Source organism: Streptomyces sp. NPDC012827, from assembly GCF_042900905.1.
Classification (GTDB): Bacteria; Actinomycetota; Actinomycetes; order Streptomycetales; family Streptomycetaceae; genus Streptomyces; species Streptomyces gulbargensis.
The window spans coordinates 1-26,762 of record NZ_JBIBBY010000016.1 but is presented as its reverse complement, the minus strand read 5'-3'; the positions used below and the strand labels follow the sequence as shown (position 1 = coordinate 26,762).

Annotated in this window: 26 protein-coding genes, 1 other RNA gene and 3 pseudogenes; 14 read left to right on the top strand and 16 right to left on the bottom strand. The window is 74.3% G+C overall.

What is annotated here, in order from left to right:
- Positions 1-44 precede the first annotated feature (44 nt).
- A complete protein-coding gene (locus ACFY60_RS28805) occupies positions 45-1,487 on the top strand; it encodes an RNB domain-containing ribonuclease (protein ID WP_388608239.1) in 1,443 nt (480 codons plus the stop codon).
- On the opposite strand, the gene ACFY60_RS28800 is transcribed toward ACFY60_RS28805, so the two are convergent.
- Entirely contained in the window at positions 1,432-2,244 is an 813-nt protein-coding gene (locus tag ACFY60_RS28800; RefSeq protein WP_388608238.1) for a hypothetical protein, read from the bottom strand. The two genes, ACFY60_RS28805 and ACFY60_RS28800, sit on opposite strands and share 56 nt — an antisense overlap.
- A 188-nt stretch (positions 2,245-2,432) precedes the next feature.
- Complete coding sequence (locus ACFY60_RS28795; protein WP_388608237.1) at positions 2,433-3,185, bottom strand: MerR family transcriptional regulator; 753 nt, start codon at positions 3,183-3,185, stop codon at positions 2,433-2,435.
- Between the two features lie 95 nt (positions 3,186-3,280).
- On the opposite strand from ACFY60_RS28795, the gene rnpB reads away from it, so the two are divergent.
- Positions 3,281-3,679, top strand: an RNA gene (gene rnpB / locus ACFY60_RS28790) — RNase P RNA component class A.
- Between the two features lie 68 nt (positions 3,680-3,747).
- Here rnpB and ACFY60_RS28785 read toward each other — a convergent pair.
- The 4 genes and pseudogenes from ACFY60_RS28785 to ACFY60_RS28770 form a co-directional block, all read right to left on the bottom strand.
- Complete coding sequence (locus ACFY60_RS28785; protein ID WP_388609186.1) at positions 3,748-3,909, bottom strand: DUF6087 family protein; 162 nt, start codon at positions 3,907-3,909, stop codon at positions 3,748-3,750.
- 79 nt (positions 3,910-3,988) lie between these two features.
- Positions 3,989-4,039, bottom strand: a pseudogene (locus tag ACFY60_RS28780) (hypothetical protein); the annotation flags it as partial.
- A 109-nt stretch (positions 4,040-4,148) separates the two neighbouring features.
- Positions 4,149-4,373, bottom strand: a pseudogene (locus ACFY60_RS28775) (methyltransferase); the annotation flags it as partial.
- A 27-nt stretch (positions 4,374-4,400) separates the two neighbouring features.
- On the bottom strand, positions 4,401-6,266 hold the full coding sequence (locus ACFY60_RS28770; protein WP_388608236.1) for a DUF262 domain-containing protein: 1,866 nt from the start codon (positions 6,264-6,266) through the stop codon (positions 4,401-4,403).
- A 257-nt stretch (positions 6,267-6,523) separates the two neighbouring features.
- Between ACFY60_RS28770 and ACFY60_RS28765 the strand changes: the two genes are divergently transcribed.
- A complete protein-coding gene (locus tag ACFY60_RS28765) occupies positions 6,524-7,162 on the top strand; it encodes a flavin reductase family protein (RefSeq protein WP_388608234.1) in 639 nt (212 codons plus the stop codon).
- Between the two features lie 17 nt (positions 7,163-7,179).
- Here the strand turns inward: ACFY60_RS28765 and ACFY60_RS28760 are convergent, their stop codons facing one another.
- Positions 7,180-7,614 (bottom strand): hypothetical protein, encoded by a 435-nt coding sequence (locus ACFY60_RS28760; RefSeq protein WP_388608233.1) that lies wholly within the window; start codon positions 7,612-7,614, stop codon positions 7,180-7,182.
- Between the two features lie 175 nt (positions 7,615-7,789).
- On the opposite strand from ACFY60_RS28760, the gene ACFY60_RS28755 reads away from it, so the two are divergent.
- Complete coding sequence (locus tag ACFY60_RS28755) at positions 7,790-8,113, top strand: nuclear transport factor 2 family protein (protein ID WP_388608232.1); 324 nt, start codon at positions 7,790-7,792, stop codon at positions 8,111-8,113.
- A 156-nt stretch (positions 8,114-8,269) separates the two neighbouring features.
- Here ACFY60_RS28755 and ACFY60_RS28750 read toward each other — a convergent pair whose 3' ends face one another.
- Positions 8,270-9,046: an SDR family oxidoreductase gene (locus ACFY60_RS28750; protein WP_388608231.1), complete on the bottom strand. Its 777-nt coding sequence runs from the start codon at positions 9,044-9,046 to the stop codon at positions 8,270-8,272.
- 102 nt (positions 9,047-9,148) lie between these two features.
- On the opposite strand from ACFY60_RS28750, the gene ACFY60_RS28745 reads away from it, so the two are divergent.
- On the top strand, positions 9,149-10,780 hold the full coding sequence (locus ACFY60_RS28745; protein WP_388608230.1) for an alkaline phosphatase D family protein: 1,632 nt from the start codon (positions 9,149-9,151) through the stop codon (positions 10,778-10,780).
- 75 nt (positions 10,781-10,855) lie between these two features.
- On the opposite strand, the gene ACFY60_RS28740 is transcribed toward ACFY60_RS28745, so the two are convergent.
- Positions 10,856-11,920, bottom strand: a complete 1,065-nt coding sequence (locus tag ACFY60_RS28740; RefSeq protein ID WP_388608228.1) for a Gfo/Idh/MocA family protein — start codon at positions 11,918-11,920, stop codon at positions 10,856-10,858.
- Positions 11,921-11,982: 62 nt separating this feature from the next.
- Here ACFY60_RS28740 and ACFY60_RS28735 point away from each other — a divergent pair, with 62 nt between their 5' ends.
- Entirely contained in the window at positions 11,983-13,323 is a 1,341-nt protein-coding gene (locus ACFY60_RS28735; RefSeq protein ID WP_388608227.1) for a Bcr/CflA family multidrug efflux MFS transporter, read from the top strand.
- Between the two features lie 159 nt (positions 13,324-13,482).
- A complete protein-coding gene (locus ACFY60_RS28730) occupies positions 13,483-14,469 on the top strand; it encodes a small ribosomal subunit Rsm22 family protein (protein ID WP_388608226.1) in 987 nt (328 codons plus the stop codon).
- 6 nt (positions 14,470-14,475) lie between these two features.
- Here the strand turns inward: ACFY60_RS28730 and ddaH are convergent, their stop codons facing one another.
- A complete protein-coding gene (gene ddaH, locus ACFY60_RS28725) occupies positions 14,476-15,306 on the bottom strand; it encodes a dimethylargininase (RefSeq protein ID WP_388608224.1) in 831 nt (276 codons plus the stop codon).
- Positions 15,307-15,552: 246 nt separating this feature from the next.
- Here ddaH and ACFY60_RS28720 point away from each other — a divergent pair, with 246 nt between their 5' ends.
- Together ACFY60_RS28720 and ACFY60_RS28715 are read left to right on the top strand one after the other, a co-directional pair.
- The gene (locus tag ACFY60_RS28720; protein ID WP_388608221.1) at positions 15,553-16,239 is read left to right on the top strand and encodes a TetR/AcrR family transcriptional regulator; all 687 of its coding nucleotides are present in this window, start codon (positions 15,553-15,555) and stop codon (positions 16,237-16,239) included.
- Positions 16,240-16,389: 150 nt separating this feature from the next.
- Positions 16,390-17,169 (top strand): bifunctional DNA primase/polymerase, encoded by a 780-nt coding sequence (locus tag ACFY60_RS28715; RefSeq protein ID WP_388608220.1) that lies wholly within the window; start codon positions 16,390-16,392, stop codon positions 17,167-17,169.
- A gap of 99 nt (positions 17,170-17,268) precedes the next feature.
- On the opposite strand, the gene ACFY60_RS28710 is transcribed toward ACFY60_RS28715, so the two are convergent.
- Positions 17,269-18,381, bottom strand: a complete 1,113-nt coding sequence (locus tag ACFY60_RS28710) for a hypothetical protein (protein WP_388608218.1) — start codon at positions 18,379-18,381, stop codon at positions 17,269-17,271.
- 154 nt (positions 18,382-18,535) lie between these two features.
- On the opposite strand from ACFY60_RS28710, the gene ACFY60_RS28705 reads away from it, so the two are divergent.
- On the top strand, positions 18,536-19,219 hold the full coding sequence (locus ACFY60_RS28705) for a PhzF family phenazine biosynthesis protein (protein WP_388608216.1): 684 nt from the start codon (positions 18,536-18,538) through the stop codon (positions 19,217-19,219).
- Between the two features lie 40 nt (positions 19,220-19,259).
- Here the strand turns inward: ACFY60_RS28705 and ACFY60_RS28700 are convergent, their stop codons facing one another.
- Both ACFY60_RS28700 and map read right to left on the bottom strand, forming a co-directional pair.
- Positions 19,260-19,910, bottom strand: a complete 651-nt coding sequence (locus ACFY60_RS28700) for a heme oxygenase (biliverdin-producing) (protein WP_388608215.1) — start codon at positions 19,908-19,910, stop codon at positions 19,260-19,262.
- A gap of 113 nt (positions 19,911-20,023) precedes the next feature.
- Positions 20,024-20,881: a type I methionyl aminopeptidase gene (gene map, locus ACFY60_RS28695; RefSeq protein ID WP_388608213.1), complete on the bottom strand. Its 858-nt coding sequence runs from the start codon at positions 20,879-20,881 to the stop codon at positions 20,024-20,026.
- Between the two features lie 61 nt (positions 20,882-20,942).
- On the opposite strand from map, the gene ACFY60_RS28690 reads away from it, so the two are divergent.
- A complete protein-coding gene (locus tag ACFY60_RS28690; protein WP_388608211.1) occupies positions 20,943-21,173 on the top strand; it encodes a hypothetical protein in 231 nt (76 codons plus the stop codon).
- A gap of 182 nt (positions 21,174-21,355) precedes the next feature.
- On the opposite strand, the gene ACFY60_RS28685 is transcribed toward ACFY60_RS28690, so the two are convergent.
- Both ACFY60_RS28685 and ACFY60_RS28680 read right to left on the bottom strand, forming a co-directional pair.
- Complete coding sequence (locus ACFY60_RS28685) at positions 21,356-22,681, bottom strand: MFS transporter (protein WP_388608208.1); 1,326 nt, start codon at positions 22,679-22,681, stop codon at positions 21,356-21,358.
- Between the two features lie 73 nt (positions 22,682-22,754).
- A complete protein-coding gene (locus ACFY60_RS28680) occupies positions 22,755-23,357 on the bottom strand; it encodes a hypothetical protein (RefSeq protein WP_388608206.1) in 603 nt (200 codons plus the stop codon).
- Positions 23,358-23,463: 106 nt separating this feature from the next.
- On the opposite strand from ACFY60_RS28680, the gene npdG reads away from it, so the two are divergent.
- Entirely contained in the window at positions 23,464-24,237 is a 774-nt protein-coding gene (gene npdG, locus ACFY60_RS28675; protein WP_388608204.1) for an NADPH-dependent F420 reductase, read from the top strand.
- 46 nt (positions 24,238-24,283) lie between these two features.
- Positions 24,284-24,515 (top strand): annotated as a pseudogene (locus ACFY60_RS28670) (hypothetical protein).
- A 4-nt stretch (positions 24,516-24,519) separates the two neighbouring features.
- Here the strand turns inward: ACFY60_RS28670 and ACFY60_RS28665 are convergent.
- Positions 24,520-25,314, bottom strand: coding sequence for a site-2 protease family protein (locus ACFY60_RS28665; RefSeq protein WP_388608202.1), 795 nt, complete (start codon positions 25,312-25,314; stop codon positions 24,520-24,522).
- Positions 25,315-25,460: 146 nt separating this feature from the next.
- On the opposite strand from ACFY60_RS28665, the gene ACFY60_RS28660 reads away from it, so the two are divergent.
- On the top strand, positions 25,461-26,762 hold a 1,302-nt coding region (locus ACFY60_RS28660; RefSeq protein ID WP_388608201.1), incomplete at its 3' end, for a BTAD domain-containing putative transcriptional regulator.

Below are 26,762 nucleotides of genomic sequence, written 5' to 3'. Positions count from 1 at the left end.
CCCGCCGAGGTGCCACGCCCCGCTCCGCCCCCTACGCTCGGTCCATGCCCCGCCGCCCTCTCCACGTGACCGGCGCAGCCGAGGCTCCCCTGCGGGCCGCCCTGCGCGCGCTGCGGACCGAACTCGCGGTCCCCGACTCCTTCCCGCCCGGTGTGCTCGCCGAGGCCGAGGCCGCCGCCAAGGCCCCGCGCCTGCCCGCCTACGACGCCACCGACCTGCCCCTGCTCACCATCGACCCGCCCGGTTCCACCGACCTGGACCAGGCCATGCACCTGGCCCGCCGGGCCGACGGCGGCTACCGCGTCCACTACGCCATCGCCGACGTCGCCGCCTTCGTCACCCCCGGCGGCGCCCTCGACGCCGAGGCCCACCGGCGGGTCCTCACCCTCTACTTCCCCGACGACAAGGTCCCGCTCCACCCCCCGGTCCTCTCCGAAGGCGCCGCCAGCCTCCTGCCCGGCGAACCCCGGCCCGCCCTGCTGTGGCGCATCGACCTCGACGCCGAGGGCCGCCGCGTCGCCACCGACGTCCGCCGCGCCCTCGTCCGCAGCCGCGCCCGGCTCGACTACGCGGGCGTGCAACGGCAGATCGACGCGGGCACCGCCGAGGAACCCCTCGCCCTGCTCCGCGAGATCGGCCGCCTCCGCGAAGCCCTCGAAGTCGAACGCGGCGGGATCTCCCTCAACGTCCCCGAGCAGGAGATCGTCGCGCGCGACGACAGCTACTCCCTCGTCTACCGGGCCCCGCTCCCCGCCGACGGCTGGAACGCGCAGATCTCCCTGCTCACCGGCATGGCCGCCGCCGACCTCATGACCGCCGCCGGCACCGGCATCCTCCGCACCCTGCCCACTGCCCCCGACGGAGCCGTCGCCCGGCTGCGCCGCTCCGCGCACGCCCTCGGCGTCGACTGGCCGCACCACGTCCCGTACGCGGAGGTCGTCCGCTCCGCCGACCCCACCGACCCGCGCCACGCCGCCTTCCTCCAGGAGTGCACGACCCTGCTGCGCGGCGCCGGCTACACCGTCTTCACCGACGGCCACGTCCCCACCCCGGCCGTGCACGCCGCCGTCGCCGACGAGTACACCCACTGCACCGCGCCCCTGCGCCGCCTCGTCGACCGTTACGCGGGCGAACTGTGCGTGGCCGCCGTCGCCGGCAACGAACCGCCCGAGTGGGTCCGGTCCGCGCTGCCCGCCCTGCCCGACACCATGGCCATGGGCACGCGCCGCGCGAGCGCCGTCGAACGCGAGAGCGTCGACGTGGTCGAGGCGGCACTCCTCGGCGGGCGGATCGGCGAACTCTTCGATGCCTACGTCATCGACGTGAAGGAGCGCGAGCCGTCCGTCGGCACCGTCCACCTGGAGAACCCGGCCGTCGTCGCCCGCGTCGCGGGCGGCACGGCCCCGCTGCCGCTCGGGGAGTGGCTGCGGGTCAGGCTGGCCGAGGCGGATCCTGGACGGGCGAAGGTTCTGTTCGCGCCCGCGTGAGCGCCTCCTCCACGGCGCGTACGAGCGCGGTGGGGTCGTCCGCGTGACAGCGGATCAGCCGTACGGGCCGGGGCGCGCCAAGCAGCCCGGGCGCGTCCACCGGCGCGTTCAGCTCGATGGTGACGGAGGTCTGCGAGCCCACCGCCAGGTTCAGCTCCCCCTCCGCCCTCTCGTGCGTGAACAGCGTCTCCCGGCGTACGGCGGCGATCCGCTCCCACGGCACGCGCACGTCCACGTGGGCCGCCTGCCGCAGCCGCAGGGCGTCCCCGAGCAGCAGGTGCGGGCGCGTGGCCGAGGCCGCGTGCAGCCCGAGGACGAACAGGACCGTGTACACGTCCAGGACGAGGACCACGGCGTGGGCCACGGGCAGATCGGCCAGCAGGTACGACATGCCGACCGTCTCCACCACGCACACGAACGCGAAGCCGTACATCATCGCGGCCTGGTCCCGGGCGTGCGGGAACACCGCCCGCGCGCCCGCCACCCCGTGCGGGCGGCGCGCCACCCAGCGGCCGAGGCTCGCCATCAGCCGCAGCTCGTGCCCGATCAGCCGCAGCACGCTCTCCGGCACCAGCTCGCCCACCGCCTCCCGCCGCGAGAGGCCCCGCCGCCGCAGCCGCGTCCACACGGTCACCTCGGCCAGGAGGAGCGCCACGACGAGGGCCTCGGCGACGGCGAGGACGGCCGCCGGTATCCGTACCCCGCCCACCAGACAGCCGGCCAGCACGAGCTCGACCGGCAGGACGCCGTACGCCACCCACCGCAGCCCCCGCAGCAGGGGCCCACGCGGACCCGGCCCCGGAGCCCCGGCCCCGCGCTGTCCGGGCCGGGCACCCTCCGGTGGCGGGGTGCGGGGACCGGGCCTTCCGGTCGGGTCACCCTCCGGCCCCGGGGTGCCGGGCCCGAGCCCAGCGGGAGCCGCCCCCCGCTGCCCTTCGCCGACCGTCACCGCAGCCCCTCCTTCCGCTCCCGCACCCACCGCATCGCGAGCCGGACCGCCGCCTCCTGCCCGGGGGAGAGGTCGGCGAAGAACGCGTCCGCGAGACCCCCCGCCCCCTCCTCCGGCAGCTCGGTCCCGGCGGCCTCGTCCGGCAGACAGTCCGCGAGCGCCCGGGCCGCCTCCGCGACCCGCGGATCGTCCGCCTCCGCACCGGCCAGCGCGTCGAGCAGCCCGTACACCTCCCGTGCTCCGGCGGCCGCACGCCGCATCAGCTCCATCAGCCGGCCCCGCTCCTCCTCCGGCAGGACCGTGTCGAGAAGGGCCAGGATCTCCCGGTCCTTCGCGGCCATCGGGGAGTCCGGCAGCTCGCCCAGCCCCGCGAGGAGCGCCGTCAGCTCCGGCGACACCGGTCCCTCAACGGTCAGCCGCCCCGCCCGCGCCTCGGCCAGCAGCTCCGCGAGCCGCGCCCGCCGGGCCCGGACGACGGCCTCCTGACGCGCCAGGTCCTCGTCCAGCTCCTCCAGCACCTCCACCAGCTCCCGCCCCTCGTCGTCCGCGAGCACGTCCCGCACCTCGTCGAGCCCCAGCCCCAGCTCCGCCAGCCGCCGCACCCGCGCGAGCAGCACCGCGTCCCGTACGCCGTACTCCCGGTATCCGTTCGCCCGCCGCTCGGGCTCGGGCAGCAGCCCGAGATGGTGGTAGTGCCGCACGGCCCGAGGGGTCACCCCGACGAGCGCGGCGATCTCGCCGATCCGCATGGCCCCAGTAGAAACCCTGCCGTCGCGACAAGGTCAAGCACCGCTCCCCGGCCCGGCCGCCCCGAAACGGCGGGTAGCATGGTCGGCACGGCAGACGAGCCGGGCGGGCGGCCGCGTGGGGATCCCCGGATCCCCCCGAGGAACGTCCGGGCTCCACAGAGCAGGGTGGTGGCTAACGGCCACCCGGGGTGACCCGCGGGACAGTGCCACAGAAAACAGACCGCCGGGGGCCTCGGCCCTCGGTAAGGGTGAAACGGTGGTGTAAGAGACCACCAGCGCCTGAGGTGACTCAGGCGGCTAGGTAAACCCCACCCGGAGCAAGGTCAAGAGGGGACGCCCCGGCGTCCCTGCGCGAATGTTCGAGGGCTGCTCGCCCGAGTTCGCGGGTAGACCGCACGAGACCGGCGGCAACGCCGGTCCTAGATGGATGGCCGTCACCCCGACGACCGCGAGGTCCCGGGGCACAGAACCCGGCGTACAGCCCGACTCGTCTGCCCCCAGGCTTCTGCCCTGCGATACCGCAGGTCAGGGGCCTTTTCTCGTGGAATCACGGGCGGAGGTGTCAGGACGGCGGCTTCCGGTGTCTGCCGGTCCCCGGGCCGAGCTTCGGTGCTGCCCCAGGGGCGGGGGCGACCTCGGAGCGGGGAAACAGCACGCGTCTCGCTTCCGCCAGGTTCACCGCGAAGCCGTGCGGCTCCCACGTATGGCCGTTCCACCGCTGGATCGCGCGGGGCGCCTCGGGGTTCAGATGCGATGCCCCGCGGGCCGTCGCCGGTCACAAGGGGTACGGCGCGAAGCTGCCCGATCCTCGCATCCCGGCGCTCGGCCCACTCGGCGAGCGGCTCGTCGTCCATGTCCGGAGCGTAGTGGGTCAGGCGATCCGGTGCTCCCACCAGCAGGGAAGGGGCCCGGTCGATCCCGTACCGGTGGGACGCGGGCGTCACGCGCACCCGTAAAGGGCGGACCGTCACCGCCCGTCGCGCGGACGAGCTGAGCCCCGGGCGCGGCCAACTGCGCGAGGAATGCGGGCATCCACTCCTCCAGGACGAGAGGCGCCACCAGAACGTGTCGCTCGCTGTCCGCGTACGCGGTCCGGGCGGAGAGATCACCCGCCACGGTGGCAACGGCCTGTGCCCGTGCCCGCATGAAGGAGGAACGCCCCACGATCGCGCCCTCGGCGGTCCCGTCACCGCCGTGAACGCCCGCGGCGCCCGGTCAGCGGATCTCCGCCCGCTCCCCGTCCGACGCCGAGCCGACCGGCATGCCGAGCAGGTCGTCCCCCGACGGCCAGATGCGCAGGGCCAGCGACGCCAGGTACGTTCCGCGCGCACGGATGCGGTCCTCGTCCCAGCCGCCGCCCCAGTCGTCGACGGCAACGGCGGGCGGCGGATTGAGAAGGGTTCCGTGGGTGAGCCGGAGGAGGCTGTGCTCGCCGAGCCACTGCCGCTTGTCCCGCCAGGCCATGTTGCCCAGGGCCGGGTTGAGCCGAGCCGTGACCAGTGTCAGATTCCCCAGCGTGTGCACCAGCTCGTCCCGGTCGGCGCCTTCCAGAGGGTCGTCCTCCCGAGCGGGCCAGTGGTCGCGCCAGCTCTGGGGCATGACGTGCTCGATCGTGAGCTTCGCGCCGGCGTGCTCCCCGACCGGGGCGGTGAGCTGCTCGGTGTGGTCGGTGCGCAACTCGTCCTCCAGGCCCTCCAGGAGGATGCGGACCCGGTGGCGGTACAGCCGGGAGTAGAGCGGGTCCTGCTCCAGGGCGGCACGGAACTCCGCGTCCGTGGGCCACTGCCGGTGATGTCCCTGCAGGGCGGACAGTGCCTTGATGACGGCTTCGTCCGCGCATTCGGGCTGCTGCGCCGCCACGCCGACCAGCTCGCGGAAGACGTGGTTGTAGTCCCGGTTGCTGAGGTTGAGGATCGCCCGCCGCATCAGGTAGCTGTCGAGGGCGCGAATCACCCGCAGCCGCCGGTCCAGCGGCAGCACGTCCTCGTTCAACCCGTAGAGAAAGAGCAGCAGCGGCATCGGTGTCGACGTCTGCATGACCTTCATCCGGTACAGGAACCGGCCCTCCACCCCGTCCAGGGGATGCTGGTCGATGCCGTCGTAGAGCTCCGCGTACCGGGCGAGCTCCCCGAACACCTCCTCGGTGGGCGCGGAGGATTCGAGCAGCCAGCGCTCGAACTCCTTGAACAGGGCGGACGTGGTGAACTCGCGCCGGCTGCGCATCGTGAGCCAGTACGTCAGGAACACGTCGAGACGGCTGCGGGTGATACGGCCGGTGGTCTGCTCGGAGCGCCATTCGTCCTGGTCGAACGGGGCCCAGTACGTGGCGTAGAGCCGATCCACATCCGCGCCGGCGTGTTCGGCGTTGCGGAACAGGAGGTTCTTGATGAGGTCCGCGTGCTCCAGCGGGGTCCCGCGGCTGTTGAGCGTCTCGAAGACGACCTGGGCGTCGTCGTGCTTCTCCAGGTCGATGACGACGAGGCGCAGGTGTTCCCGCATCGTCTGCACCAGCGCGTCGAGCCGTTCACCGGGCAGGGGAGCTTCGGCCACCCAGGTGTCGATCTCCTGCCGGAAGTAGGCGACGGCTTCGGCGAGCCGCCCGTGTCCGGGCTGTCCTGCCATCACGGCCCTGAACTCGTCGCGGTCGGCGTTGGTCGGCCAGACCTTGTAGAGGTGATCGGGGTTCTTGTCCCGGTCGAACAGGTCCTGGTCGTTCTCCAGGAACTTCCGCAACAACCGGACCGAGCGCTCGTGTTCGAGCGAGGTGGCGGAGAGCCGGGCCGCGAACAGGAACAGCTGGAGCGTCGTCAGACGCTGCTGGCCGTCGATGACCTGGCGGGTCTCCAGGTTCGACGACGGGTAGGGCGTCTGGTCGAAGACCACGGCACCGAGGAAGTGAGGCGCCACCGTGTCCCCGGTGCGTGCCGCGCGCTCGGCCCGTTCGACCGCACGACGGATGTCCTCCCAGAGAGCCGACCAGTTGTCGTCGCGGTTCCAGACGTAGGGCCGCTGGAACAGTGGCACGGTGTAGCGGACGTCCTTGCCGAAAATCCGCCGCAGGTCGACCGTATCCGCCCGCATGGGCTCCCCCTCACCTCGTGTACGGGCCCACACACTAGCGACCTGGGACGGCCGTCCCCGGGGGATGCGTGGATCTTCAGCCACTCGGTACGAGCGGTGGACCGACACTGACCGGAGGGGGCCACGGGCAAGGCCGGCCCCGCAACGCCATGCCGTGATTCCGCCAGCGCGGGCCGCACCCCCGGCGCAGAGTCGGGAACCGGCCCGTGGACCGTCGCGGGTCCGGTCGACTCGGCGCTCTGTGGAAGGTGCGGCACATGCACGTCGTTCCCGGGATCAAGGTTCTGTACTTCGGGACTCCCGTGGTGCTCATCAGTTCGCTCAACGAGGACGGCACGGCGAACCTCGCGCCCATGTCGTCCGCCTGGTGGCTCGGGCAGTCCTGCATGCTCGGGCTCGGGAACAGCGCCCGGACCACGGAGAACCTGCTGCGGGACGGGGAGTGCGTGCTCAATCTGCCGTCGGCGGCGATGGCCGGGGCCGTCGACCGGCTCGCGCTCACCACGGGGCGGCCGGACGTGCCGGAGCGCAAGGCCGGGCAGGGCTACCGGTACGAGCCCGACAAGTTCGGGGTGGCGGGCCTGACCGAGCAGGCGTCGGAGGTGGTGGGGGCGCCCCGGGTGGCTGAGTGTCCCGTGCAGCTGGAGTGCCGGGTCGTCGCGGCCCATCCGTTCGGGGGGACGGACACGCGGGCCACCGCCTTCGAGGTCCGGGTGCTCCGGACGCACGTGGAGGAGGAGCTGGTCATCCCGGGGACGCGGTACGTGGACCCGGTCGGCTGGGACCCGTTGTTCATGAAGTTCTGCGAGTTCTTCGGAGGCGGGGAGCAGCTGCGCCCCTCGCGGCTCGCCGGGGGATGGGCCATGCCGCACCGGCGCCCGCCCGCCTCCGTCTGATCGCCCGGGGCCGCCGGTCAGTCCAGGATCTCCACCCTCCAGAACGGGGTCCGGTCGTCCGTGCGGACCACGACCGGCTTCGGGCCGGGCGTGCGGGGCTCGAAGAGGTCCCGGCCGAGGGCCAGGCCGCGCCGGTCGATCACGTACGTGCCGTCGCGCAGGTCCGCGAGCGAGGTGAGCGTGGTGGTGCCCTCGGCGTCCACGTACTGGAGGCGCCACACGGAGGCCTCCGTGGTGTCCGGGCGGACGGTGGCGGGCGCGCGGTCCGTGCCGGCGGCGGTGACCACCTCGTCCGTCCCCTTCAGGGCGAAGCGGAAGCCGCCGTCCGTCAGGCTCACGGACCATTCGGCGGCGCGTTCCCCCGGCGCCGGGAGGGCGACGAGTCCTCCGTCCAGGACACCCACCGGGGCCCCCTTGGCGTACAGCTTGACGACCTTCGCGGCGTCCGACATCGCTCCTCCTGAGCTGGCTCCGGCTGCGGCATATGCCCCGATCCTGCCCGGAACGCCCGGCTCCGGGCAGGAGAACACGCGCGGCGGTCGCCCGTGTCGGTCATCCGGGGCAGCCCGCGGGGGCCGTTCGGCGCGCACCGCGCCCCCGGGAGGTCCCCCGGTGTACGGGTGGGGCATGACCATCCCCGTGCACCAGCTCAGCGACCCGGCCGTCCGCGCCTTCGTCACCGCCCTCAACGCCCACGACGAGGAGGCGCTCCTCCACACCCTCACCCCCGACGCCACCATGTCCGACGACGGTTCCGACCGCGATCTGCGGAAGTGGCTCGACAACGAGGTGTTCGCCTCGCGGGGTCACATGGACGTCGAGAAGGAGACCGACGGCGGGCGCGCGCTCGTCGCCCGCTACCGCAACGACACCTCGGGCGAGATGCGGACCGCCTGGCGCTTCACCGTCGAGGACGGCAGGGTGTCACGCTTCGAGGCCGGCCAGGCCTGAGGCGGCGGGCCACGGGGCGCCTCCCGGCCGCGGGGCCTGTGCGGCGGGCCGCGAGCGCTTTCCGCCCGCAGGGCTCGAGGGGGCCGGGCCACCGGACGGCCTTCCGCCCGCAGGGCCTGAGGCGGCCGCCCCGGGCCGCCGGCCCGAGGCGCCCTCTCAGCCCCGGCCGATGTACGGCATCGCCGTCGCCATCACCGTCGCGAACTGGACGTTCGCCTCCAGCGGCAGACCCGCCATGTGCACCACCGTCGCCGCCACGTCCGCCGCGTCCATCACCGGCTCCGGCGCCAGCCGGCCGTCCGCCTGGAGGATGCCGGCCTGCATGCGGGCCGTCATCTCCGTCGCCGCGTTCCCGATGTCGATCTGGCCGCAGGCGATCCGGTGCGGGCGGCCGTCCAGCGACAGGGACTTCGTCAGGCCCGTCATCGCGTGCTTCGTCGCCGTGTACGCGATCGAGTGCGGGCGCGGTACGTGCGCGGAGATCGAGCCGTTGTTGATGATCCGGCCACCCTGCGGGTCCTGCTCCTTCATCGCCCGGAAGGCCGCCTGGGCGCACAGGAACGCGCCCGTGAGGTTGACGTCGACCACCGCGCGCCAGGTCTCCGGGTCCAGGTCCTCCACCGGGACGCCGCCGCCCGCGAACGTGCCGGCGTTGTTGAACAGCAGGTCGACGCGCCCGTACCGGTCCCGTACCGCAGAGAAGAGGGCGGCCACCCGCGCGGCGGACGTGACGTCCGTCGGCACGCACAGGAAGTCACCGGAGGGGAGGGCCGCCGCCGTCTCCCGCAGGGCCTCCTCCCGGCGGCCCGCCAGGGCCACCGACCAGCCCGCCTCCGCGAGCGCCAGCGCCACGCTCCGGCCGATGCCCGAACCCGCTCCCGTCACCACTGCGATGCTCATGGCCGCGCAGCGTACGCCAGGCGCGTGCCCCATGAACTCATCCGTCCGACACGTGGATGTCCTGTCCCCGACAACAGGATGACGTCCCGCGCGCCTCGAATACCGGACGGACATCATCCGTCAGGGGAGGGGCACATGACCCAGGGACAGCAGCACGACAGGGAACTCCGCGACGCCGCACGTCACTTCGGCCGTCGCCGGTTCCTCACCGTCACCGGCGCCGCCGCCGCGCTCGCCTTCGCCACCCAGCTGCCCGCGGCCGGTGCCGCGGCCGCCGCCGAACTCGACGCCCGCCGCCTCACCGAGGACCCGTTCACCCTCGGGGTCGCCTCCGGAGACCCGCTGCCCGGCTCCGTCCTCCTCTGGACCCGGCTCGCGCCGCGCCCCTTCGAGCCGGGCGGCGGACTGCCCGCCCGCCGGGTCACCGTCCACTGGGAACTCGCCCGCGACGAACGCTTCAGCCGTACGGTCCGGCGCGGAGCGGCCACCGCGCACCCCGAGTTCAGCCACACCGTCCACGCCGAGGTCGAGCACCTGGAGCCGGGCCGCGAGTTCTTCTACCGCTTCCGGGCCGGCGACTGGACCAGCCCGGTCGGCCGCACCCGTACCGCCCCCGCCCCCGGGGACCGGCCCGCCGGGCTCACCCTGGCCGCCGTCTCCTGCCAGGCCTACCACGACGGCTACTTCACCGCCTACCGTCACCTGGCCGACGAGGACCTCGACGTCGTCCTCCACCTCGGCGACTACCTGTACGAGTACGCCGTGAACGCCACCGGCGGCGCCCGTGCCTACACCGACCGCACCCTCCCGGCCGTCTTCAACCGCGAGACGATCACCCTGGAGGACTACCGGCTCCGCTACGGCCTCTACAAGACCGACCCCGACCTGCGGGCCGCCCACGCCGCCCACCCCTTCGTCGTCACCTGGGACGACCACGAGACCGAGAACAACTACGCCGGCGGCACGCCCGAGAACGGCGTCCCGCCCGAGGAGTTCCTGCTCCGCCGCGCCGCCGCCTACCGCGCCTACTGGGAGCACCAGCCGCTGCGCCGCCCCCAGCTGCCCGAGGGCCCGGACATGCGGCTGTACCGGCGGCTGCGCTTCGGCCGCCTCGCCCAGTTCGACATCCTCGACACCCGCCAGTACCGCTCCGACCAGGCGTACGGGGACGGCTGGCAGGTCCCCGGCCCCGCCTCCGAGGACCCGGCGCGCACCATGACCGGCGCCGCGCAGGAACGCTGGCTGCTCGACGGCTGGCGCGCCTCCGGCGCCCGCTGGAACCTCCTGCCGCAGCAGGTCGTGTTCTCCGAGCGCCGCGACCGGCCCACCGCCGACTTCAAGGTGTCCATGGACTCCTGGGACGGCTACCCGGCCTCCCGGCAGCGGATCCTCGCGGGCGCGGCGGCGGCCGGGGTGGAGAACCTGATGGTGCTCACCGGAGACGTCCACGTCGGTTACGGCTTCGACATCAAGGCCGACTTCCGCGATCCGTCCTCCCGGACCCTCGGCACCGAGATCGTCGCCACCTCCGTCGCCAGCGGCAAGGACGGCGCCGACCGTCCCGCGAACTACGACCGGCTGATGCAGGCCAATGCGCACCTGAAGTTCTTCAACGGGCGGCGGGGGTACGTCACGGTGGCCCTCACCGAGGACAGCGCCCGCGCCGACTTCCGTACGGTCCCGTACGTGACGACCCCGGGCGCCCCCGTCACGACCGCCGCCTCCTTCGTCACGGAGGCGGGGAACCAGGGCCTCAGGCCGGTGTGACGGCCCGGGGCCCCGGCGGTGCGGCGGCCCGGGCCTCAGGCCGGTGCGACGACCGGGGGCCCGGGCCGGCCGGTCTCAGGCCGGTGTGACGGCCGGCTCGGCGCGGCCCGCCACGGCCGGCGGCGGGATGGTCCCGGTCTCCCGGGGATAGCGGACGCCGACGCGCTCGCGCACCGCGTCGAGCGTCCGCATCACCGCGAGCGTGCCCTCCAGCGGCACCAGCGGCGACTCCTTCTCGCCCGCGCGCAGGCACCGCATCACCTCGGCCGCCTCGTGCCGCAGCGAATGCGGATCGTCCGCGTTCACGAACTCCTCCGGCTCCGCGCCCCCGTTCCGCACCAGCGTGAACCGCTCGGGGAAGAAGAAGCCGCGCGGGACGTCGATCCGGCCCTCCGTCCCCGTCACCGAGGCCGTCAGCGGAGTGTCCGCGACGAGCGAGCAGGACAGCAGCGCCGACGCGCCCGACTCCCAGCCCAGCAGCATGCCGGTGTTGAGGTCCACCCCCTCGGGGGAGAGCAGCGCGTGCGCCTGGACGGCGGACGGCTCGCCGAGCAGCAACTGCGCGAACGACACCGGGTACACCCCGAGATCGAGCAGCGCCCCGCCGCCGACGGCCGGGTCACGCAGCCGGTGGTCCGGACCGAACGGCCCCGCGAGCCCGAAGTCCGCCTGGACGGTGCGGACTTCGCCGATCGCCCCGTCCCGTACCAGCTCGGCCAGCCGCCGGATCAGCGGATTGCAGTACATCCACATGGCCTCCATCAGGAAGAGGTCCCGGTCCCGGGCGATTCCCACCAGCTCCTCCGCCTCGGCGGAGTTGAGTGTGAAGGCCTTCTCGCAGAGGACCGCCTTTCCCGCCTCCAGTGCGCGTCCGGCCGCCTCCCGGTGCGCGTGGTGCGGCGTCGCGACGTACACGACGTCCACCTCCGCGTCGGTGAAGAGGCCCGCCCAGTCCCCGTACGCCCGGGGAATCCCGAACCGGTCCGCGAAGGCCCGCGCCGACGCCTCCGTACGGGACGCCACCGCCACGACCTCCGCGCCCTCCAGGCCCCGCAGATCCGAGGTGAACCGCTCCGCTATCCCACCGGTCGCGAGCACGCCCCAGCGCACTGTCCGGTTCCCGACCTTGTTCCCGTCCATCCCCACCCCACAGGTCTCGACCATGCCGATCGAGCTGAGAGCATAGGCAAGGATTCAACGAAATGGAGCTGTCGATGCCGGAGAGCGGCAAGACCACGACGCACGGACCCATATCCCCGACCCCCGACCCCGCCGCCGCCTCCGCCGCGGACCCCGGCACGGCCGCCGCCACCCCGGCCCCCGCCGCCGCGCTCCGGCGGGCCGGTCTGCTCGTCACCCTCGTCCTCGGCGGCCTCACGGCCCTCCCGCCGCTCTCCATGGACATGTACCTCCCGGCCCTGCCGGAGGTCACCCGCGCCCTCCACGCCCCCGCCGCCACCATCCAGCTCACCCTCACCGCCTGCCTCGCGGGCATGGCCGTCGGCCAGCTCGTCGTCGGGCCGATGAGCGACAAGTGGGGGCGCCGCCGGCCGCTCCTCGCCGGCATGGTCGTCTACGTCCTCGCCACCGCCGTCTGCGCCCTCGCCCCGACCGCCGAACTGCTCATCGCCTTCCGGCTGCTCCAGGGACTCGCGGGCGCCGCCGCCATCGTCATCGCCCGCGCCGTCGTCCGCGACCTGTACGACGGCGTCGAGATGGCCCGCTTCTTCTCCACCCTCATGCTGATCTCCGGGGCCGCGCCCATCGTCGCCCCGCTCATCGGCGGCCAGATCCTGCGGATCACCGACTGGCGGGGCGTCTTCCACGTCCTCGCCGTGATCGGTCTCCTGCTCACGGTCGTCGTCTGGCGCTTCCTCGGTGAGACGCTGCCCGCCGAACGCCGCCACCAGGGCGGCGTGGCCGACGCCCTGCGGACGATGCGCGGCCTGCTCGCCGACCGGGTCTTCACCGGCTACATGCTGGCCGGCGGCCTCGCCTTCGCCGCGCTCTTCGCCTACATCACCGCCTCGCCCTACGTCGTCCAGGAGATCTACGGCGCCTCGCCGCAGACCTTCAGCCTCCTCTTCGGCCTCAACTCGGTCGGCCTCGTCGCCGTCGGCCAGATCAACGGCAAGCTGCTCGTCGGCCGCGTCAGCCTGGACAAGGTGCTCGGCTGGGGGCTCGCGGTCATCCTGCTCGCCGCCGTGGCGCTGCTGCTCATGACGACCGGGGTCTTCGGCGAGCCCGGACTGGTGCCGATCGCGGCCGGACTCTTCGTCCTGATGTCGGCGATGGGCCTCGCCATGCCCAACACCAACGCGCAGGCGCTCATGCGCACCCCGCACGCCGCCGGCTCCGCCTCCGCGCTCCTCGGCACCTCCTCCTTCCTCATCGGCGCGGTCGCCTCCCCGCTCGTCGGCATCGCCGGTGAACGGACGGCGGTGCCGATGGCCGCCGTGCAGCTCGCCTGCGCCGTCCTCGCCCTCGGCTGCTTCCTCGGCCTCTGCCGCCCCTGGCGGCGCCCGGCGGCCACCGGCGGCTGAGGCCCCGGAGCCGAGGAGACCGGCCCCCGGGCCCGAGGAGACCGGCCCCCGGGCCCGAGGAGACCGGCCCCCGGGCCCCAGGGTGCCTGCCCCCGAGCCCTCGGTGAGTGCGGTCCGGGGGGCCGGTTCCGGACGCGCGGGGGCGCCTAGACTGTCTCGGTGAACGCCTCTCCTTCCTCCGCCGAGTCCCTGCGCGCCGCCCTCGCCGGGCTCCTCGACGGGTTGCCGCCCTCCCAGGCCGCGAAGGCCGTCGAGCGGCTCATCACCAACTACCGGGGGACCACCCCGACGGACGCCCCCGTGCTGCGCGACCGCTCCGACGTCGCCGCCTACGCCGCGTACCGGATGCCCGCCACCTTCGAGGCGGTACGGGGCGCCCTCGCCGCGCTGCGCGACGCGGCGCCCGACTGGGCGCCCGGCACGCACACGGACGTCGGCGGCGGCACCGGCGCGGCGAGCTGGGCCGTCGCCGGGGCCTGGGAGGAGAACCCGCCCCGGACCACCGTCCTGGACTGGGCCGAGCCGGCCCTCGCGCTCGGCCGCGAACTCGCCGGGGGCGTCCTCGACGCCGAGTGGCGGCGCGAACGGATCGGCTCGGCGCTGCGCCTCACCGACACGGACCTCGTCACCGTCTCGTACGTGCTCAAGGAGCTGACCGAAGCCGACCGGACCGCCCTGGTGACCGAGGCGGCCCGCGCCGCTCGGGGCGCGGTCGTCATCGTCGAGCCCGGCACCCCGGACGGCTACGAACGGATCATCGCCGCCCGTGACCTGCTCGTCGGCGCCGGCTTCGCGGTCGCCGCGCCCTGCCCCCACAGCGGGGCCTGCCCGATCGTGCCCGGCACCGACTGGTGCCACTTCTCCGCCCGGGTCACCCGGTCCTCGCTGCACCGCCGGGTGAAGGGCGGTTCCCTGCCGTACGAGGACGAGAAGTACGCGTACGTGGCGGCCGTCCGGTTCCCGGTGGCCCCGGCGTCCGCCCGCGTCACCCGCAGGCCGCAGATCCGCAAGGGTCAGGTGCTCCTGGAGCTCTGCGGCCCGGACGGTCTCGGGCGCGAGACCGTCACCAAGCGGCACGGCGCGCTCTACAAGGAGGCCAGGGACGCCGACTGGGGCGACCCCTGGCCTCCCGGGGAACCGGCCTGACCCGGCCTAGGGCCGCAGCTCCTGCGTGCAGCACTTCACGCTGCCGCCGCCCTTGAGCAGCTCGCTCAGGTCCATGCCGATCGGCTCGAAGCCGCGGCGCCGCAGCGGTTCGAAGAGGCCCGCCGCCGTCTGCGGGAACAGCACGTGGCGGCCGTCGCTGACCGCGTTCAGGCCGAGCGCCGCCGCGTCCTCCTCGGTGGCGAGCAGGGCGTCGGGGAAGAGGCGGGCGAGGACCGCGCGGCTGCCGGGGGAGAAGGCGGCGGGGTAGTACATGACCTCGTCGCGGGCGTCGTCCAGGACGCACAGGGCGGTGTCCAGGTGGTAGTAGCGCGGGTCCACCAGCTCCAGGCCGATCACCGGGCGGCCGAAGAACTCCTGGGCCTCGTCGTGCGAGAGCGGGCTGGAGCGGAAGCCGCGCCCGGCGAGGATCCAGGAGGAGGTGACGGCGAAGTCGCCCTCGCCCTCGTTCACGTGGTCCGGCTCCCGCAGGTCCTCCTCCGCCCAGCCGTTCCTGCGGAACCAGGCCAGGTGGACGGCCGCCTCGTCGGCGCGCTCGGGGTACGCGAACTTCGCGCCGAGCACCCGGCCGTCGACGACGGTGGCGCCGTTGGCGGCGAACACCATGTCGGGCAGGGCGGGGTGCGGGTCGAGCAGCTCCACGGTGTGGCCGAGCGAGCGGTAGCGGTCGCGCAGGTCCTCCCACTGGGCGAGGGCCAGCGGCAGGTCGACCGGTTTCGTGGGGTCCATCCACGGGTTGATGGAGTACGTCACCGAGAAGTGCGTGGGTGGGCACATCAGGTAACGGCGGGGCGAGGGCGTGCGCGGAGTGGGGCGCAATGCGGGCTCCTCACGAACGGACGGACGGAAGAACCGAGAATCGGTGACCCCATGGTCCGCTCCCGGCGGCCCGCGCGCTGTGGACCGTTCGGGTGGTTCGGGCGGCGCCGCCGGGTCATCGGCGGGACGCGGGGAGACCGGTGGGGGCGGGGGGACCGGTGGGGCGGGGGAGACGCGCGGATCCGGTGCCGGCCTGCCCCTCCTCAGGCGAGACGTGACGTCTCGCCGACTGCTAGATTGAGGTTCATGTCCCCCGAGTCCCAGACCCCCGAGACGCCCCCCGCCCCCACGGCCCCCGGGGCGCCCGCGACGCCCCGGAAGGCCAAGGCGCCCGACGCCTCCCGCCGCAGCGAGCGCTCCCGCCGCGCCATCTTCGACGCCGCCCTCGCCCTCGTCTCCGAGACCGGCTACGCGAGGACCACCATCGAGGGCATCGCCGCCCGCGCCGGTGTCGGCAAGCAGACCATCTACCGCTGGTGGCCCTCCAAGGCCGCCGTCCTCCTCGACGCCTTCCTCGACCTCGCGGCCCGCGCCAACGAGGCCCTCGGCGGCACCGCCGAGAGTGAGATCCCCGACACCGGCGACCTCGCCGCCGACCTGAAGTACGTCCTGCGCGCCACCGTCGACGAGATGAACGACCCCGCCTTCGAGGTGCCCTCCCGGGCCCTGGCCGCCGAGGGGATCGTCGACCCCGACCTCGGCGCCCGCTTCACCGAGGCACTGCTCGAACCCCAGCTCGCGTACTACACGCGCCGCATCGAGGCCGCCCGGCGGGCGGGCGACATCGCCCCGGACACCGACCCGCGCCTCGCCGTCGAGCTGCTCGTCGGCCCCCTCCACCACCGCTGGATCCACCGCACCCTGCCGCTCACCCACGCCTACGCCGACGCCCTGGTCGACCAGGTCCTGCGCGGCCTGGCGCCCCGCCCCTGAGCGTTCCGGACGGCGCCCGCGGGCCCCTTCCCCCGGGCCGCCCGGATCCCGCGCTTCCGCACCCCGGTTCCCCACTCCGGTCACCTGGGGCGCAGGATGGTGGGACCATGGGCAGAGCCGAACGGGCGAGCATGAGGTGTGAGGGGATAGATGGGCGACGGTATCGGCCGCTACCGCGGCACGGAGAGCAAACTCGCACAGTGGCTGCGCAGGCGCCCCAAACGCGACGCGGCCGGGGACCAGAACGACCGCGAGAAGCTGCTCCTGGCCGTCGCCGCCGCCGGGCTGCCCCTCGCCCCCGCCGCGTACCCCGTCGGCTACAGCTGTTCCTGTGAGCGGATCGGCTGTCCCACCCCCGCCCGCCACCCCGTCTCCTTCGCCTGGCAGACCCAGTCCACCACCGACCGGGCGCAGATCGAGCGCTGGGCGCGGAACGAGCCCCAGGCGAACTTCATCACCGCCACCGGCATGGTCCACGACGTCCTAGACGTGCCGCTGTCCGCCGGCCGCGCCGCCCTGGAACGCCTCCTCGCCGAGGGCGTCGACGTCGGCCCGGTGGCCGCGTCCCCCGACAGCGTCGGCGACGGCGGCCGGATGCTCTTCTTCACCGCCACCCGCGGCACCCCCGAGGACGAGGACGAGTGGTGGCCGTGCGAGCTCGACTGCCATCCCGAGACCATGGACGAGCACCCCGGCCTGCGCTGGCACTGCCGGGGCAGCTACGTTCTCGTCCCGCCCGCCCGGCTCCCCGGTGACGAGGACGCCCATCCCGCCGTCACCTGGGTCCGCGGTCCCGAACACGCCCTGCCGGACCCGCTGAACCTCCTGGAGGCCCTCACCGACGCCTGCGCCCGGCACGCCGCCGCGCGGGAGTCGGAGGACGGCGAGGACCACGCGGCCCACGAGATCGCCTGGCCGCTGACCCGCTGACCCGCACTCCCACCGCTGACCCGGGGCCGCGCCGGGCCCGCCGAGCCCGCGCCGCGTCGCGGGGCCGCCGGTCCCCGGACCCGTCGGCCCGCCCGCCGCTCAGGAGCCCTCGGCCGCCACCACGCCCTGGAGGCGGCCCAGGACCACGACCCCGTCGCGGTCCGTGCCCGCCGGTTCCACCAGCGCCGCCTGGTCCGACACCCACTCCTTGGTGACCGTGCGCGTGACCTCGCCGGTCATCAGCGCCTTCACCTCCGGCGCCACCTTCGGCCGGTAGCCCTGCGCCGCCGTCTGCCGCTCGAAGTACCGGGTCGCGAAGAAGACGAGCGCGCCGCCGTCCTTGGTCCGCAGCCCCAGCGGGGCGAAGTCGCCCTGATCCGCGACCTGGTCGAGGTACTGGGTGGCGAGCCCCGGCCGCTCGGCCGCCTTCAGCCGGTCCGCGCGCCAGCGCGTGGTGTGCGGGCCCGCCGCCAGCGGCCCCTGCTCGCCGTCCTTCAGGAACGCCACGTACCGGGCGCCGAGGTCCTTCGGCGCGACCGCCAGCGCCCCCTCGCCCCCGCCGACGGGGACCGCGTACCCCTCCTCCTCGGCGAACTCGGGCACCGTGGCCGTACCGAGGATCACCAGGTGGGCGACCTCCCACGGCTGGTCGGGGCCGTTCCGTACGAAGGTCAGCAGCCAGCGGTTGTCGGCGGCGCCCTCGTCGACGTCCCGGTTCGAGTCGGCGTCCGCGAGGAACCAGCGCGGCCAGCCCGCCTTGCGCGGCAGCGCGAACCGCGCGTCCGTCAGCTCCAGCGGCAGGTGGTTCGGGTTCCCGCCGGGGGCGGTGACCGCCCGCGCGCGCAGCCCCGCCTGGTTGATCGCCCCGAACGGCCCGGTGACCCGCCCCGAGGCGAGGGCCGGGTCGTGCTTCTTGTCGGCCTGGTTGTACGCGGCGGTGAACTCCGCCAGCGCCCGCGCGGCCTCCTCCCGGGAGGCCGGCGGCAGCAGCTCCAGCTCGCCGTGCACGGTCACGCAGCCGCTCGCCGTCAACGCGAGCGCGAGCGCCGCGGCGGTCGTCACGACCCCGCGCGCCGCGCGCCCCCGCGCCGCCCGGCCGGCCGCCACGACGACCCGTCCGCCGCTCGCGCCCCCGCGCGCCGGCAGCCGCCTGCGCGCCTGCGGTTCCGACTCCGACCGGGACTGCTCCAGCGGTCGCCTCAGCCTTCTCATCGGTCGCCTTCTGCTCCTCCACCCGGCACGGACGCCCCCGACCTTATCGGGGCCGGGGACACAGCCGATCCGGGGACCGGGCACCGTGACCGGGCCGGAACCGGAAATCCTGGTGCGCCCCTGCCGCCCGGTCCCCGGATGGTTCAATTCCGACATGCACACGACCGCGTACGGCAGTTCCGCCACCGAGATCGACGTCCTCCGGGTCTTCTGCGCGGGCGACGGCCGGCACGGCAACAGGCTCGGGGTCGTACGGGACGGGCGCGGGCACCCCGACGAGGCCGCCCGGCAGGCCCTCGCCAAGGAACTCGGCTTCAGCGAGACCGTGTTCGTCGACGACCCCGAGCGCGGGATCGTCGACATCTACACCCCCGGCGTGCGCCTGCCCTTCGCCGGGCACCCGCTCGTCGGGACGGCCTGGCTGCTCGACCTGGAGGTCGTACGCCCGCCCGCGGGCGAGGTGTGGGTGCGCGGGGACGGCGAGTTCACCTGGATCGAGGCCCGGGCCGAGTGGGCGCCGCCGCGCACCCTGCGCCGGTACGGCTCCGCCGCCGAGGTCGAGGCGCTGGAGGTGCCCGAGCCCGGGGAGTGGATCTACGCCTGGGCGTGGGAGGAGGAGGCCGCCGGCCGGATCCGGGCACGCGCCTTCCCCGGGCGGGGCGACGGCATCGACGAGGACGAGGCCACCGGCGCGGCGGCCCTGCTGCTCTCGGCCGAACTCGGCCGGGCCCTGAACATCACCCAGGGCCGCGGCTCGCAGCTCCTCACCGCCCCCGGACCCGGCGGCATCGTGGAACTCGGCGGCCGGGTCCTTCTGGAGGCGACGCTCACCCGGTGAGCCCGGTGCACCCGGTGAGGGGCTCGCGGGCCCCGCAGCTTCACGCGCTGAGCGGGAACTCGGCCCCCAGCTCGCGGAAGACGGCCGTGTTGAAGGCGAAGGCGCGCCGGCACTCGTCCACGATCCGCTGCTTCTCCAGGTCGTCGGCGTTCACCCCGTCGAGCAGCTCCCGGTAGGCCCGCTTGAACGCGGCCGGGTTGCCGATCTCCTCGAAGACGTAGAACCGCACGCCGTCGCCCTTGCGCGCGAAGCCCCAGGTCCGCTCGGCCTTGTCGCGGATGATCTGACCGCCCGACAGGTCGCCCAGGTAGCGCGTGTAGTGGTGGGCCACATAACCACCCGGCCAGTCACGCGCGCACGCGGCGACCCGCTCGGCGTACGCGGCGGTGGCCGGCAGCGCGGAGGCCCGGGTACGCCAGCCGGGGCCCCGCAGATGGACCAGGTCCCGCTCCAGGGCGGCCGTACGGAACAGCTCCGGCCGCACGAACGGCCCGGCGACCGGGTCCTCGCGCAGCGCCTCCGCGCCCTCCTCCAGGGCCCGGTAGACGAACCAGAGCTGCTCCGTGTAGCGCGCGTAGGCGTCCACGCCCAGGCGCCCGCCCAGGAGGTCGGTCATGAAGGACGACGTCTCCGCCTCCGTGTGCTGCTCGTGCGACGCGGTGCGGATGAGCGTGGAGAAAGGCGTGTCCAAGGCGGGCCTCCGGGACCGATGGGACGGGAACCGATGACGATCCTGCCTACTTAGGCATACCTAAGTCAACGGTTCCCGACGTCCTGTCGGTAAGACGCTACCCGCTCGCGGGGTCAGGGCAACGTGAGAATTTCGGCCCCGTTCTCGGTCACCACGAGGGTGTGCTCGAACTGCGCCGTCCGCTTCCGGTCCTTGGTCACCACGGTCCAGCCGTCCTCCCACATGTCGTACTCGTGGGTGCCGAGGGTCAGCATCGGCTCGATCGTGAAGGTCATGCCCGGCTTGATGACCGTGGTGTGGTGCGGGGAGTCGTAGTGCGGCACGATCAGGCCGGAGTGGAAGGACGAGTTGATGCCGTGCCCGGTGAAGTCCCGCACGACGCCGTAGCCGAAGCGCTTGGCGTAGGACTCGATGACCCGGCCGATGATGTTGATCTGGCGGCCCGGCTTGACGGCCTTGATGGCGCGGTTCAGGGACTCCCGGGTCCGCTCCACCAGCAGCCGCGACTCCTCGTCCACGTCGCCGCAGAGGTAGGTGGCGTTGTTGTCGCCGTGCACGCCGTGGATGTAGGCGGTGACGTCCAGGTTCACGATGTCGCCGTCCCGCAGCACCGTGGAGTCCGGGATGCCGTGGCAGATGACCTCGTTGACCGACGCGCACAGCGACTTCGGGAAGCCGCGGTAGCCCAGCGTCGACGGGTAGGCGCCGTGGTCGCACATGAACTCGTGCGCGACCCGGTCGAGCTCGTCGGTGGTGACGCCCGGGGCGATGTGCTTGGCGGCCTCCTCCATCGCCCGCGCGGCGATGCGGCCGGCGATCCGCATCCGCTCGATGGTGTCGGAATCCTGCACCTCGGGCCCCGTGTACGGGGCCGGGGCGGGCTTCCCCACGTACTCGGGGCGGCGGATGGAGCCGGGGACGGAGCGGTGGGGGGAGAGCTCCCCCGGTACGAGAAGCGACTGGCCAGACATGCCAGCGAGTCTAACGACCACGGGTGGGGCAGCATGGTCTCGGAGGAAGGAGCCCCCGACGATGGCCCTGTTCAAGAAGCGCACCGCCGGAAAGCCGGGCGAATGGTTCTACTGCCTGGAGCACAAGAAGGTCGAGGAAGGCCCCGAGTGCCCGGCGAAGAACCGTTTCGGCCCGTACCCGAGCCGGGAGGAGGCCACCCACGCCCTGGATACCGCCCGCGAGCGCAACCTGGAGTGGGAGACGGACCCCCGCTGGCACGACGCCGCCGCGAAGGACGAGAACCCGGACTAGGGGCCGCCTTCAGGACGCCCGGGGCCTCCTCCTGGCCGAGCGCCGGCAAGAAGGAGGCCCCGGGCTCTGCGGGTCCCGGCCATGGCGCGCGCCGTCCGGCCGGGTGCGTCACCCGGCGGAAAGACATGCCGTACGTCCTCGGCGCCCTGGCGTCCCGGCCCGCCGGTGAAAGGCGCGAGGGCTCAGACGTCTGCGTCGGTCCCTGACCCGGTGGCGTCCCGGCCCCGGGGCACCGCGGCGGTCTCCCGCTGGGCGGCCCTGCGGGCGAGCGAGTCCTCGTCCGTCTCGGAGTCGTACGTGAGGAGCTTCGGCAGCGCCAGGCAGAGCAGGCCCACGGAGGCGACACAGGCCAGGCCGCCCGACCAGACCGCCGGCCGGGTGCCGGTCCAGCCGGCCATCGCGCCCGCCCGGACCTGGCCCAGCTGCGGGCCCACGCTGTAGGAGAGCACCTCGATGCCCGCCAGCCGGCCGCGCAGCTCCTCCGGGACGGTCTGGTTCCAGATGGTCGAGCGGCCCAGACCGCTCAGCATGTCGCCGGCGCCCGCGCACGCCAGGCAGAGCAGCACCAGCCAGATGTTCCCGAACCAGCCGGCCGCCGCGATCGCCACGCCCCAGCCCGCCGCGCCGAAGACCACCAGCAGGCCGTGGCGCCGTACCCGCGCCGTCCAGCCGCTGGTCAGACCCAGGATCAGCGAGCCGACCGAGCCCGCCGCGTACATCAGGCCCAGCGCCCAGTCCGCGTCCAGCTCGTCCGCGAGGAACGGGAAGATCGTGTTCGGGAAGGCGAAGAACATGGCGGCCAGGTCCACCGCGTACGTCCCGAGCAGCACCGGCCGCGACCAGGCGTACCGGGCCCCCTCGGCGATGCCCCGCAGCGAGGGCTTGTCGGCGTCGTGCGCGGGCGGCGCGGGCGACAGCCGGCGGCAGAGCAGCACCGAGAGCGCGAAGCCGGCCGCCGTCAGCGCGTAGGCGGGGGCGTGACCCGCGTACGCCACCACCAGACCCGCGATCGCCGGCCCCGCGACGGCGCCCAGCTGCCACCGCAGAGAGTTCAGCGCGGCCGCCGCCGTCTGGTGCTCGTGCGGCACGATCCGGGCGAGCAGCGAGTCCAGGGCGGGCCGCTGGAGCCCGGCCAGCGCCGAGACCCCGGCCGCCACCACGTACAGCGGCCACAGCATCGGCTCCGGCAGGAGGGCGTTCAGGAACAGCAGCAGGGCCAGCAGACCGAGCCCCGCCTCCGTCCCGAGGATCACCTTCCGCCGGTCGACCGCGTCGGCGAGCGCCCCGCCGTACAGGCCGAACACCACCAGCGGCACCAGCTCGACCGCGCCCATCGCGCCGACCGCGAGCGGCGAGCCCGTCAGCTCCTTGATCTGCAGCGGCAACGCGATCATCGCCGTGGCGCCGCTGAAGTAGGTGACGAGCCCCTGGACCCACAGCAGCCGGAAGTCGCGCGAGGCGCGCCACGGCGCCAGGTCGGGCAGCACGGCGGAGAGCTTGGAGAACACGAGGGAACATGCTCCGTCGGCCCCGCGCCGCCCGGCAACCGAATTACCCGGTACCCCGCTCCCCGGGGCCGGCTCACCAGCGGGGCGGGGGAGGGGCCGTCAGCCGGTCCGCGAGCCGGGCCAGCCGGTCGGCGAACCGGCGCCGGCCGCGCGGGGAGGGCAGGCTGTTCTCCCCGGCCGCCGCGCTCACCAGGTGCTGCACGGTGTCCAGGTCCACCTCCGCGCCCTCCGCGACGGTGAGCTCCTCGTGCGCGAGCCCCCGCACCTCCGCGTCCCCGCCGTCCAGGGCCAGCACCGTGGCCCCCGCCCGGCGGGCGTCGTGCACGCGCTGGAGCAGCCCGCCGTCCGGCCGCTCCGGTGCCACCAGGAGCACCGTCGACCCCCGCCCGGCCGCCGCGAGCCGGCCGAGACCGACCGCCAGATGCGCCGGATCACCCGGCCGCACCCGGTGCCGCACCAGCGTCGGGGACAGCTCCGGCAGCCCGGACCAGGCCGACTCGTCCACCAGGTGCGCGGCCAGGTGCCAGGGCTCGTACTCCTCCGTGCCCACCAGCAGCAGCCCGCCCCGGTGCGGTACGACCGAGGCGCGGAGGGCACCGGCGAACCGGCGGGCGGCCCGCGGCCACTCCGTCCCGGCGAGCACCTCCCGCAGCAACGCGACCCGAACGGCATCCATGGGGCCGCATCCTGCCCCAGGCGGCAGCCGCACATGGCCCGTTGCCGGCGGATCCACCCGTACGGGCAAGGCCCGCCCCGCCCGACCGGTCGGTAATGTCGGGGCCATGACTTCCACGACGGAACCCCTGGACCCCTCGGTCTCCCCGGCAGCCCCGACGGCCGCCGTACCCGTGGCGCCCCCGGTACCCACCGAGCCCCGCAGGGCCCCCAAGGACCCCTGGGACCTCCCCGACGTCTCCGGCCTCGTCGTCGGCGTCCTCGGCGGCACCGGCGAACAGGGCCGCGGCCTCGCCTACCGGTTCGCCAAGGCCGGCCAGAAGGTCGTCCTCGGCTCCCGCGCCGCGGAGCGCGCCCGGGAGGCGGCCGCCGGGATCGGCCTCGGCGTCGAGGGAGCCGACAACGCCGAGTGCGCCCGCCGCAGCGACGTCGTCATCGTCGCCGTGCCCTGGGACGGGCACGCCAGGACCCTGGAGTCCCTCCGCGGAGAACTCACCGGCAAGCTCGTCGTCGACTGCGTCAACCCGCTCGGCTTCGACAAGAAGGGCGCCTACGCCCTCAAGCCCGAGGAGGGCTCCGCCGCCGAACAGGCCGCCGCCCTGCTCCCGGACTCCCGGGTGACCGCGGCCTTCCACCACCTCTCCGCCGTCCTCCTCCAGGACAGCACCGTCGAGGAGATCGACACCGACGTGATGGTCCTCGGCGAGGAGCGCGCCGACGTGGAGATCGTCCAGGCCCTCGCCGGGCGCGTTCCCGGCATGCGCGGCCTCTTCGCAGGCCGCCTGCGCAACGCCCACCAGGTGGAGTCCCTGGTCGCCAACCTGATCTCCGTCAACCGCCGCTACAAGGCGCACGCGGGCCTGCGGATCACCGACGTCTGAGCCGGGACCGCCCCCGGACGGAGGCCGAGTCCGGACGCTTCGGGGCATGGGGGACACTGGACGGGCACCACCAGCCGTACGCACCGGTACCCCGACAGGAGCCGACCCCCATGCCCCGCCTCGCTCTCTACGCCCTCGTCGTCTGCGCCCTGGCCGTCGCCGCGGCCGTCGTCTCCTTCGTCCAGGGCAGCTTCCTCGGCATCGTGTGGGTGCTCCTCGCGGGCCTCTCCTCCAACATGGCCTGGTACTACATCCGCCGCGCGAAGGCCCGGGCGTAGCGGCTCAGACCTCGCAGAACTCCGGCGCGTCCGTCCAGAAGCGGAACAGCTGCGAGCCGCAGTACCGGGTCAGCTCCGGCACCCCGAGGCCCCGCATCAGCGCGTCGATCGCGTCGAAGAAGGCCGCGTTGACCGCCGGGACGAACAGCAGGGCGATCACCACGAAGAAGCCGTACGGCGCGTACGGCTCGACCTGCCGCCGCACCTTGTACGACAGCCAGGGCTCCAGCACCCCGTAGCCGTCGAGCCCCGGCACCGGCAGCAGGTTCAGGAGCGCCGCCGTCACCTGGAGGAACGCCAGGAAGGCCAGGGCGTACCGGAAGGCGGTCGGCACGCCGTCGAGCGCGCCCAGCCAGAACGGCGCCGTGCAGACGAGGGCGAAGAGGACGTTGGCGAGCGGGCCCGCCGCCGAGACGAGGCTGTGCTTCCAGCGGCCCTTGATCCGCCCCTGCTCGATGAAGACCGCACCGCCCGGCAGACCGATCCCGCCCATGATCACGAACAGCAGCGGCAGGACGACGCTCAGCACGGCGTGGGTGTACGCCAGCGGGTTCAGCGTCAGATAGCCCTTGGCGCCCACCGTGATGTCGCCGCCGTGCAGGGCCGTGCGGGCGTGCGCGTACTCGTGCAGACAGAGCGACACCACCCACGCCGAGACCACGAAGAGGAAGACGGCCAGGCCCAGGGAGGCGGCGAAGTCCGTCCACACCGCCCAGCCGGTCACGGCCATGACGGCGAGGATCGCCAGGAAGACGGGGCTGACCCGCCGCTCGTGGCGCCGGGTGGTGGCCGTGGTCATCGGGGGCTCCCAGGGGACGGAGGAGTGGGCGGGCGGAGCATCGGTCTGCGGGAAACGTACCGGTGGGCCGCGGGAGTTCCACCCCCAGGTGCCGGGGAGGGGCGGGGACGGTCCGGGGCGGGACGGCGTTCACGGAGAATGGGGGCGTGCGCTACTCCGTCCTCGGCCCGACCCGCGTCCACGCCCCCGACGGCACCGGCGTGGCGGTCGGCGGCGCCCGGCTGCGGGCGCTCCTCACGGTCCTGGCCCTGCGGGCCGGCCGGACCGTGCCCGCCGGCGCCCTCGTCGACGAGGTGTGGCACGGCACGGAGCCGCCCGCCGACGCCGTCGCCGCGCTCCAGGCCCTCGTCGGCCGGCTCCGCCGGGCGATCGGCCCGGACCGCGTGATCTCCGCCGTGGGCGGCTACCGCCTCGCCGCCGGTCCGGCGGACGTGGACCTCCACCGCTTCGCACGCCTCACCGCCGACGGCACGGCCGCGCTCGACGCCGGGGACCCGGACCGCGCCGCCGCCCTCCTCGACGAGGCCCTCGGCCTGTGGCGGGAGCCGCCCCTCGCCGACCTGCCGGACCGGGAGGCGGAGGCCGCCCGCTGGGAGGCGCGCCACCTCGACGCCCGCCGCGCCCGCCTCGGCGCCGCCCTGGCCCTCGGCGACGCGGCCGGTGCCCTCCCCGACCTCACCGCCCTCTGCACGGCCCACCCGCTGGACGAACCCCTCCACGCCCTGCGCATCCGCGCCCTGCGCGCCACGGGCCGCCCGGCGGAAGCGCTCGCCGCCTACGAGACCCTCCGCCGCGCCCTCGCCGCCCGCCTCGGCACCACCCCGTCGCCGCCCCTCCTCGCCCTCCACGCCGAACTCCTGCGTCCGCAGGCGGCACCCGCCGCCGCGACCGGATCCGCTCCCCCGCCTCCGGGGGAGCACGGGACGGCCGCCGCCCCGCCCGGCAATCTCCGGGCCCGGCTCACCAGCTTCGTCGGGCGGGAGGAAGAGATCGCCGCGATCAGTGAGGCTCTCGGCTCCTCCCGGCTCGTGACGCTGCTCGGGACCGGCGGGGCCGGGAAGACCCGGCTGTCGCAGGAGGTGGCCGAGCGGGTCGCCGGGGCCTGGCCCGACGGGGTGTGGGTGGCCGAACTCGCCGCCGTACGGGACCCGGACGCCGTCCCCGAGGCGGTGCTCGCCGCCGTCGGGGCGCGGGAGACCGTGCTGCGCGGAGCCGGGGCCGAGGAGCTGCGCGGCGGAGGCGACCCCGTCGCGCGGCTCGTGGAGCACTGTGCCGGGCGCCGGATGCTGCTTCTGCTGGACAACTGCGAGCACCTGCTGGGGCCGGCGGCCGGCCTGGCCGAGGAGCTGCTCGCCCGGTGTCCGGGGGTGCGGGTGCTGGCGACGAGTCGGGAGCCGTTGGGGGTGCCGGGGGAGGTGGTGCGGCCGGTGGGGCCGTTGGCGCGGGAG

Excerpts from the sequence above, each read along its gene's own strand:
- ACFY60_RS28805 (WP_388608239.1), top strand. The coding sequence starts at position 45 with ATGCCCCGCCGCCCTCTCCACGTGACCGGCGCAGCCGAGGCTCCCCTG.
- ACFY60_RS28795 (WP_388608237.1), bottom strand. The coding sequence starts at position 3,185 with ATGCGGATCGGCGAGATCGCCGCGCTCGTCGGGGTGACCCCTCGGGCC.
- ACFY60_RS28770 (WP_388608236.1), bottom strand. The coding sequence starts at position 6,266 with ATGCGGGCGGATACGGTCGACCTGCGGCGGATTTTCGGCAAGGACGTC.
- ACFY60_RS28765 (WP_388608234.1), top strand. The coding sequence starts at position 6,524 with ATGCACGTCGTTCCCGGGATCAAGGTTCTGTACTTCGGGACTCCCGTG.
- ACFY60_RS28760 (WP_388608233.1), bottom strand. The coding sequence starts at position 7,614 with ATGTCGGACGCCGCGAAGGTCGTCAAGCTGTACGCCAAGGGGGCCCCG.
- ACFY60_RS28755 (WP_388608232.1), top strand. The coding sequence starts at position 7,790 with ATGACCATCCCCGTGCACCAGCTCAGCGACCCGGCCGTCCGCGCCTTC.
- ACFY60_RS28750 (WP_388608231.1), bottom strand. The coding sequence starts at position 9,046 with ATGGGGCACGCGCCTGGCGTACGCTGCGCGGCCATGAGCATCGCAGTG.
- ACFY60_RS28745 (WP_388608230.1), top strand. The coding sequence starts at position 9,149 with ATGACCCAGGGACAGCAGCACGACAGGGAACTCCGCGACGCCGCACGT.
- ACFY60_RS28740 (WP_388608228.1), bottom strand. The coding sequence starts at position 11,920 with ATGGACGGGAACAAGGTCGGGAACCGGACAGTGCGCTGGGGCGTGCTC.
- ACFY60_RS28735 (WP_388608227.1), top strand. The coding sequence starts at position 11,983 with ATGGAGCTGTCGATGCCGGAGAGCGGCAAGACCACGACGCACGGACCC.
- ACFY60_RS28720 (WP_388608221.1), top strand. The coding sequence starts at position 15,553 with ATGTCCCCCGAGTCCCAGACCCCCGAGACGCCCCCCGCCCCCACGGCC.
- ACFY60_RS28715 (WP_388608220.1), top strand. The coding sequence starts at position 16,390 with ATGGGCGACGGTATCGGCCGCTACCGCGGCACGGAGAGCAAACTCGCA.
- ACFY60_RS28710 (WP_388608218.1), bottom strand. The coding sequence starts at position 18,381 with ATGAGAAGGCTGAGGCGACCGCTGGAGCAGTCCCGGTCGGAGTCGGAA.
- ACFY60_RS28705 (WP_388608216.1), top strand. The coding sequence starts at position 18,536 with ATGCACACGACCGCGTACGGCAGTTCCGCCACCGAGATCGACGTCCTC.
- map (WP_388608213.1), bottom strand. The coding sequence starts at position 20,881 with ATGTCTGGCCAGTCGCTTCTCGTACCGGGGGAGCTCTCCCCCCACCGC.
- ACFY60_RS28690 (WP_388608211.1), top strand. The coding sequence starts at position 20,943 with ATGGCCCTGTTCAAGAAGCGCACCGCCGGAAAGCCGGGCGAATGGTTC.
- ACFY60_RS28680 (WP_388608206.1), bottom strand. The coding sequence starts at position 23,357 with ATGGATGCCGTTCGGGTCGCGTTGCTGCGGGAGGTGCTCGCCGGGACG.
- npdG (WP_388608204.1), top strand. The coding sequence starts at position 23,464 with ATGACTTCCACGACGGAACCCCTGGACCCCTCGGTCTCCCCGGCAGCC.
- ACFY60_RS28665 (WP_388608202.1), bottom strand. The coding sequence starts at position 25,314 with ATGACCACGGCCACCACCCGGCGCCACGAGCGGCGGGTCAGCCCCGTC.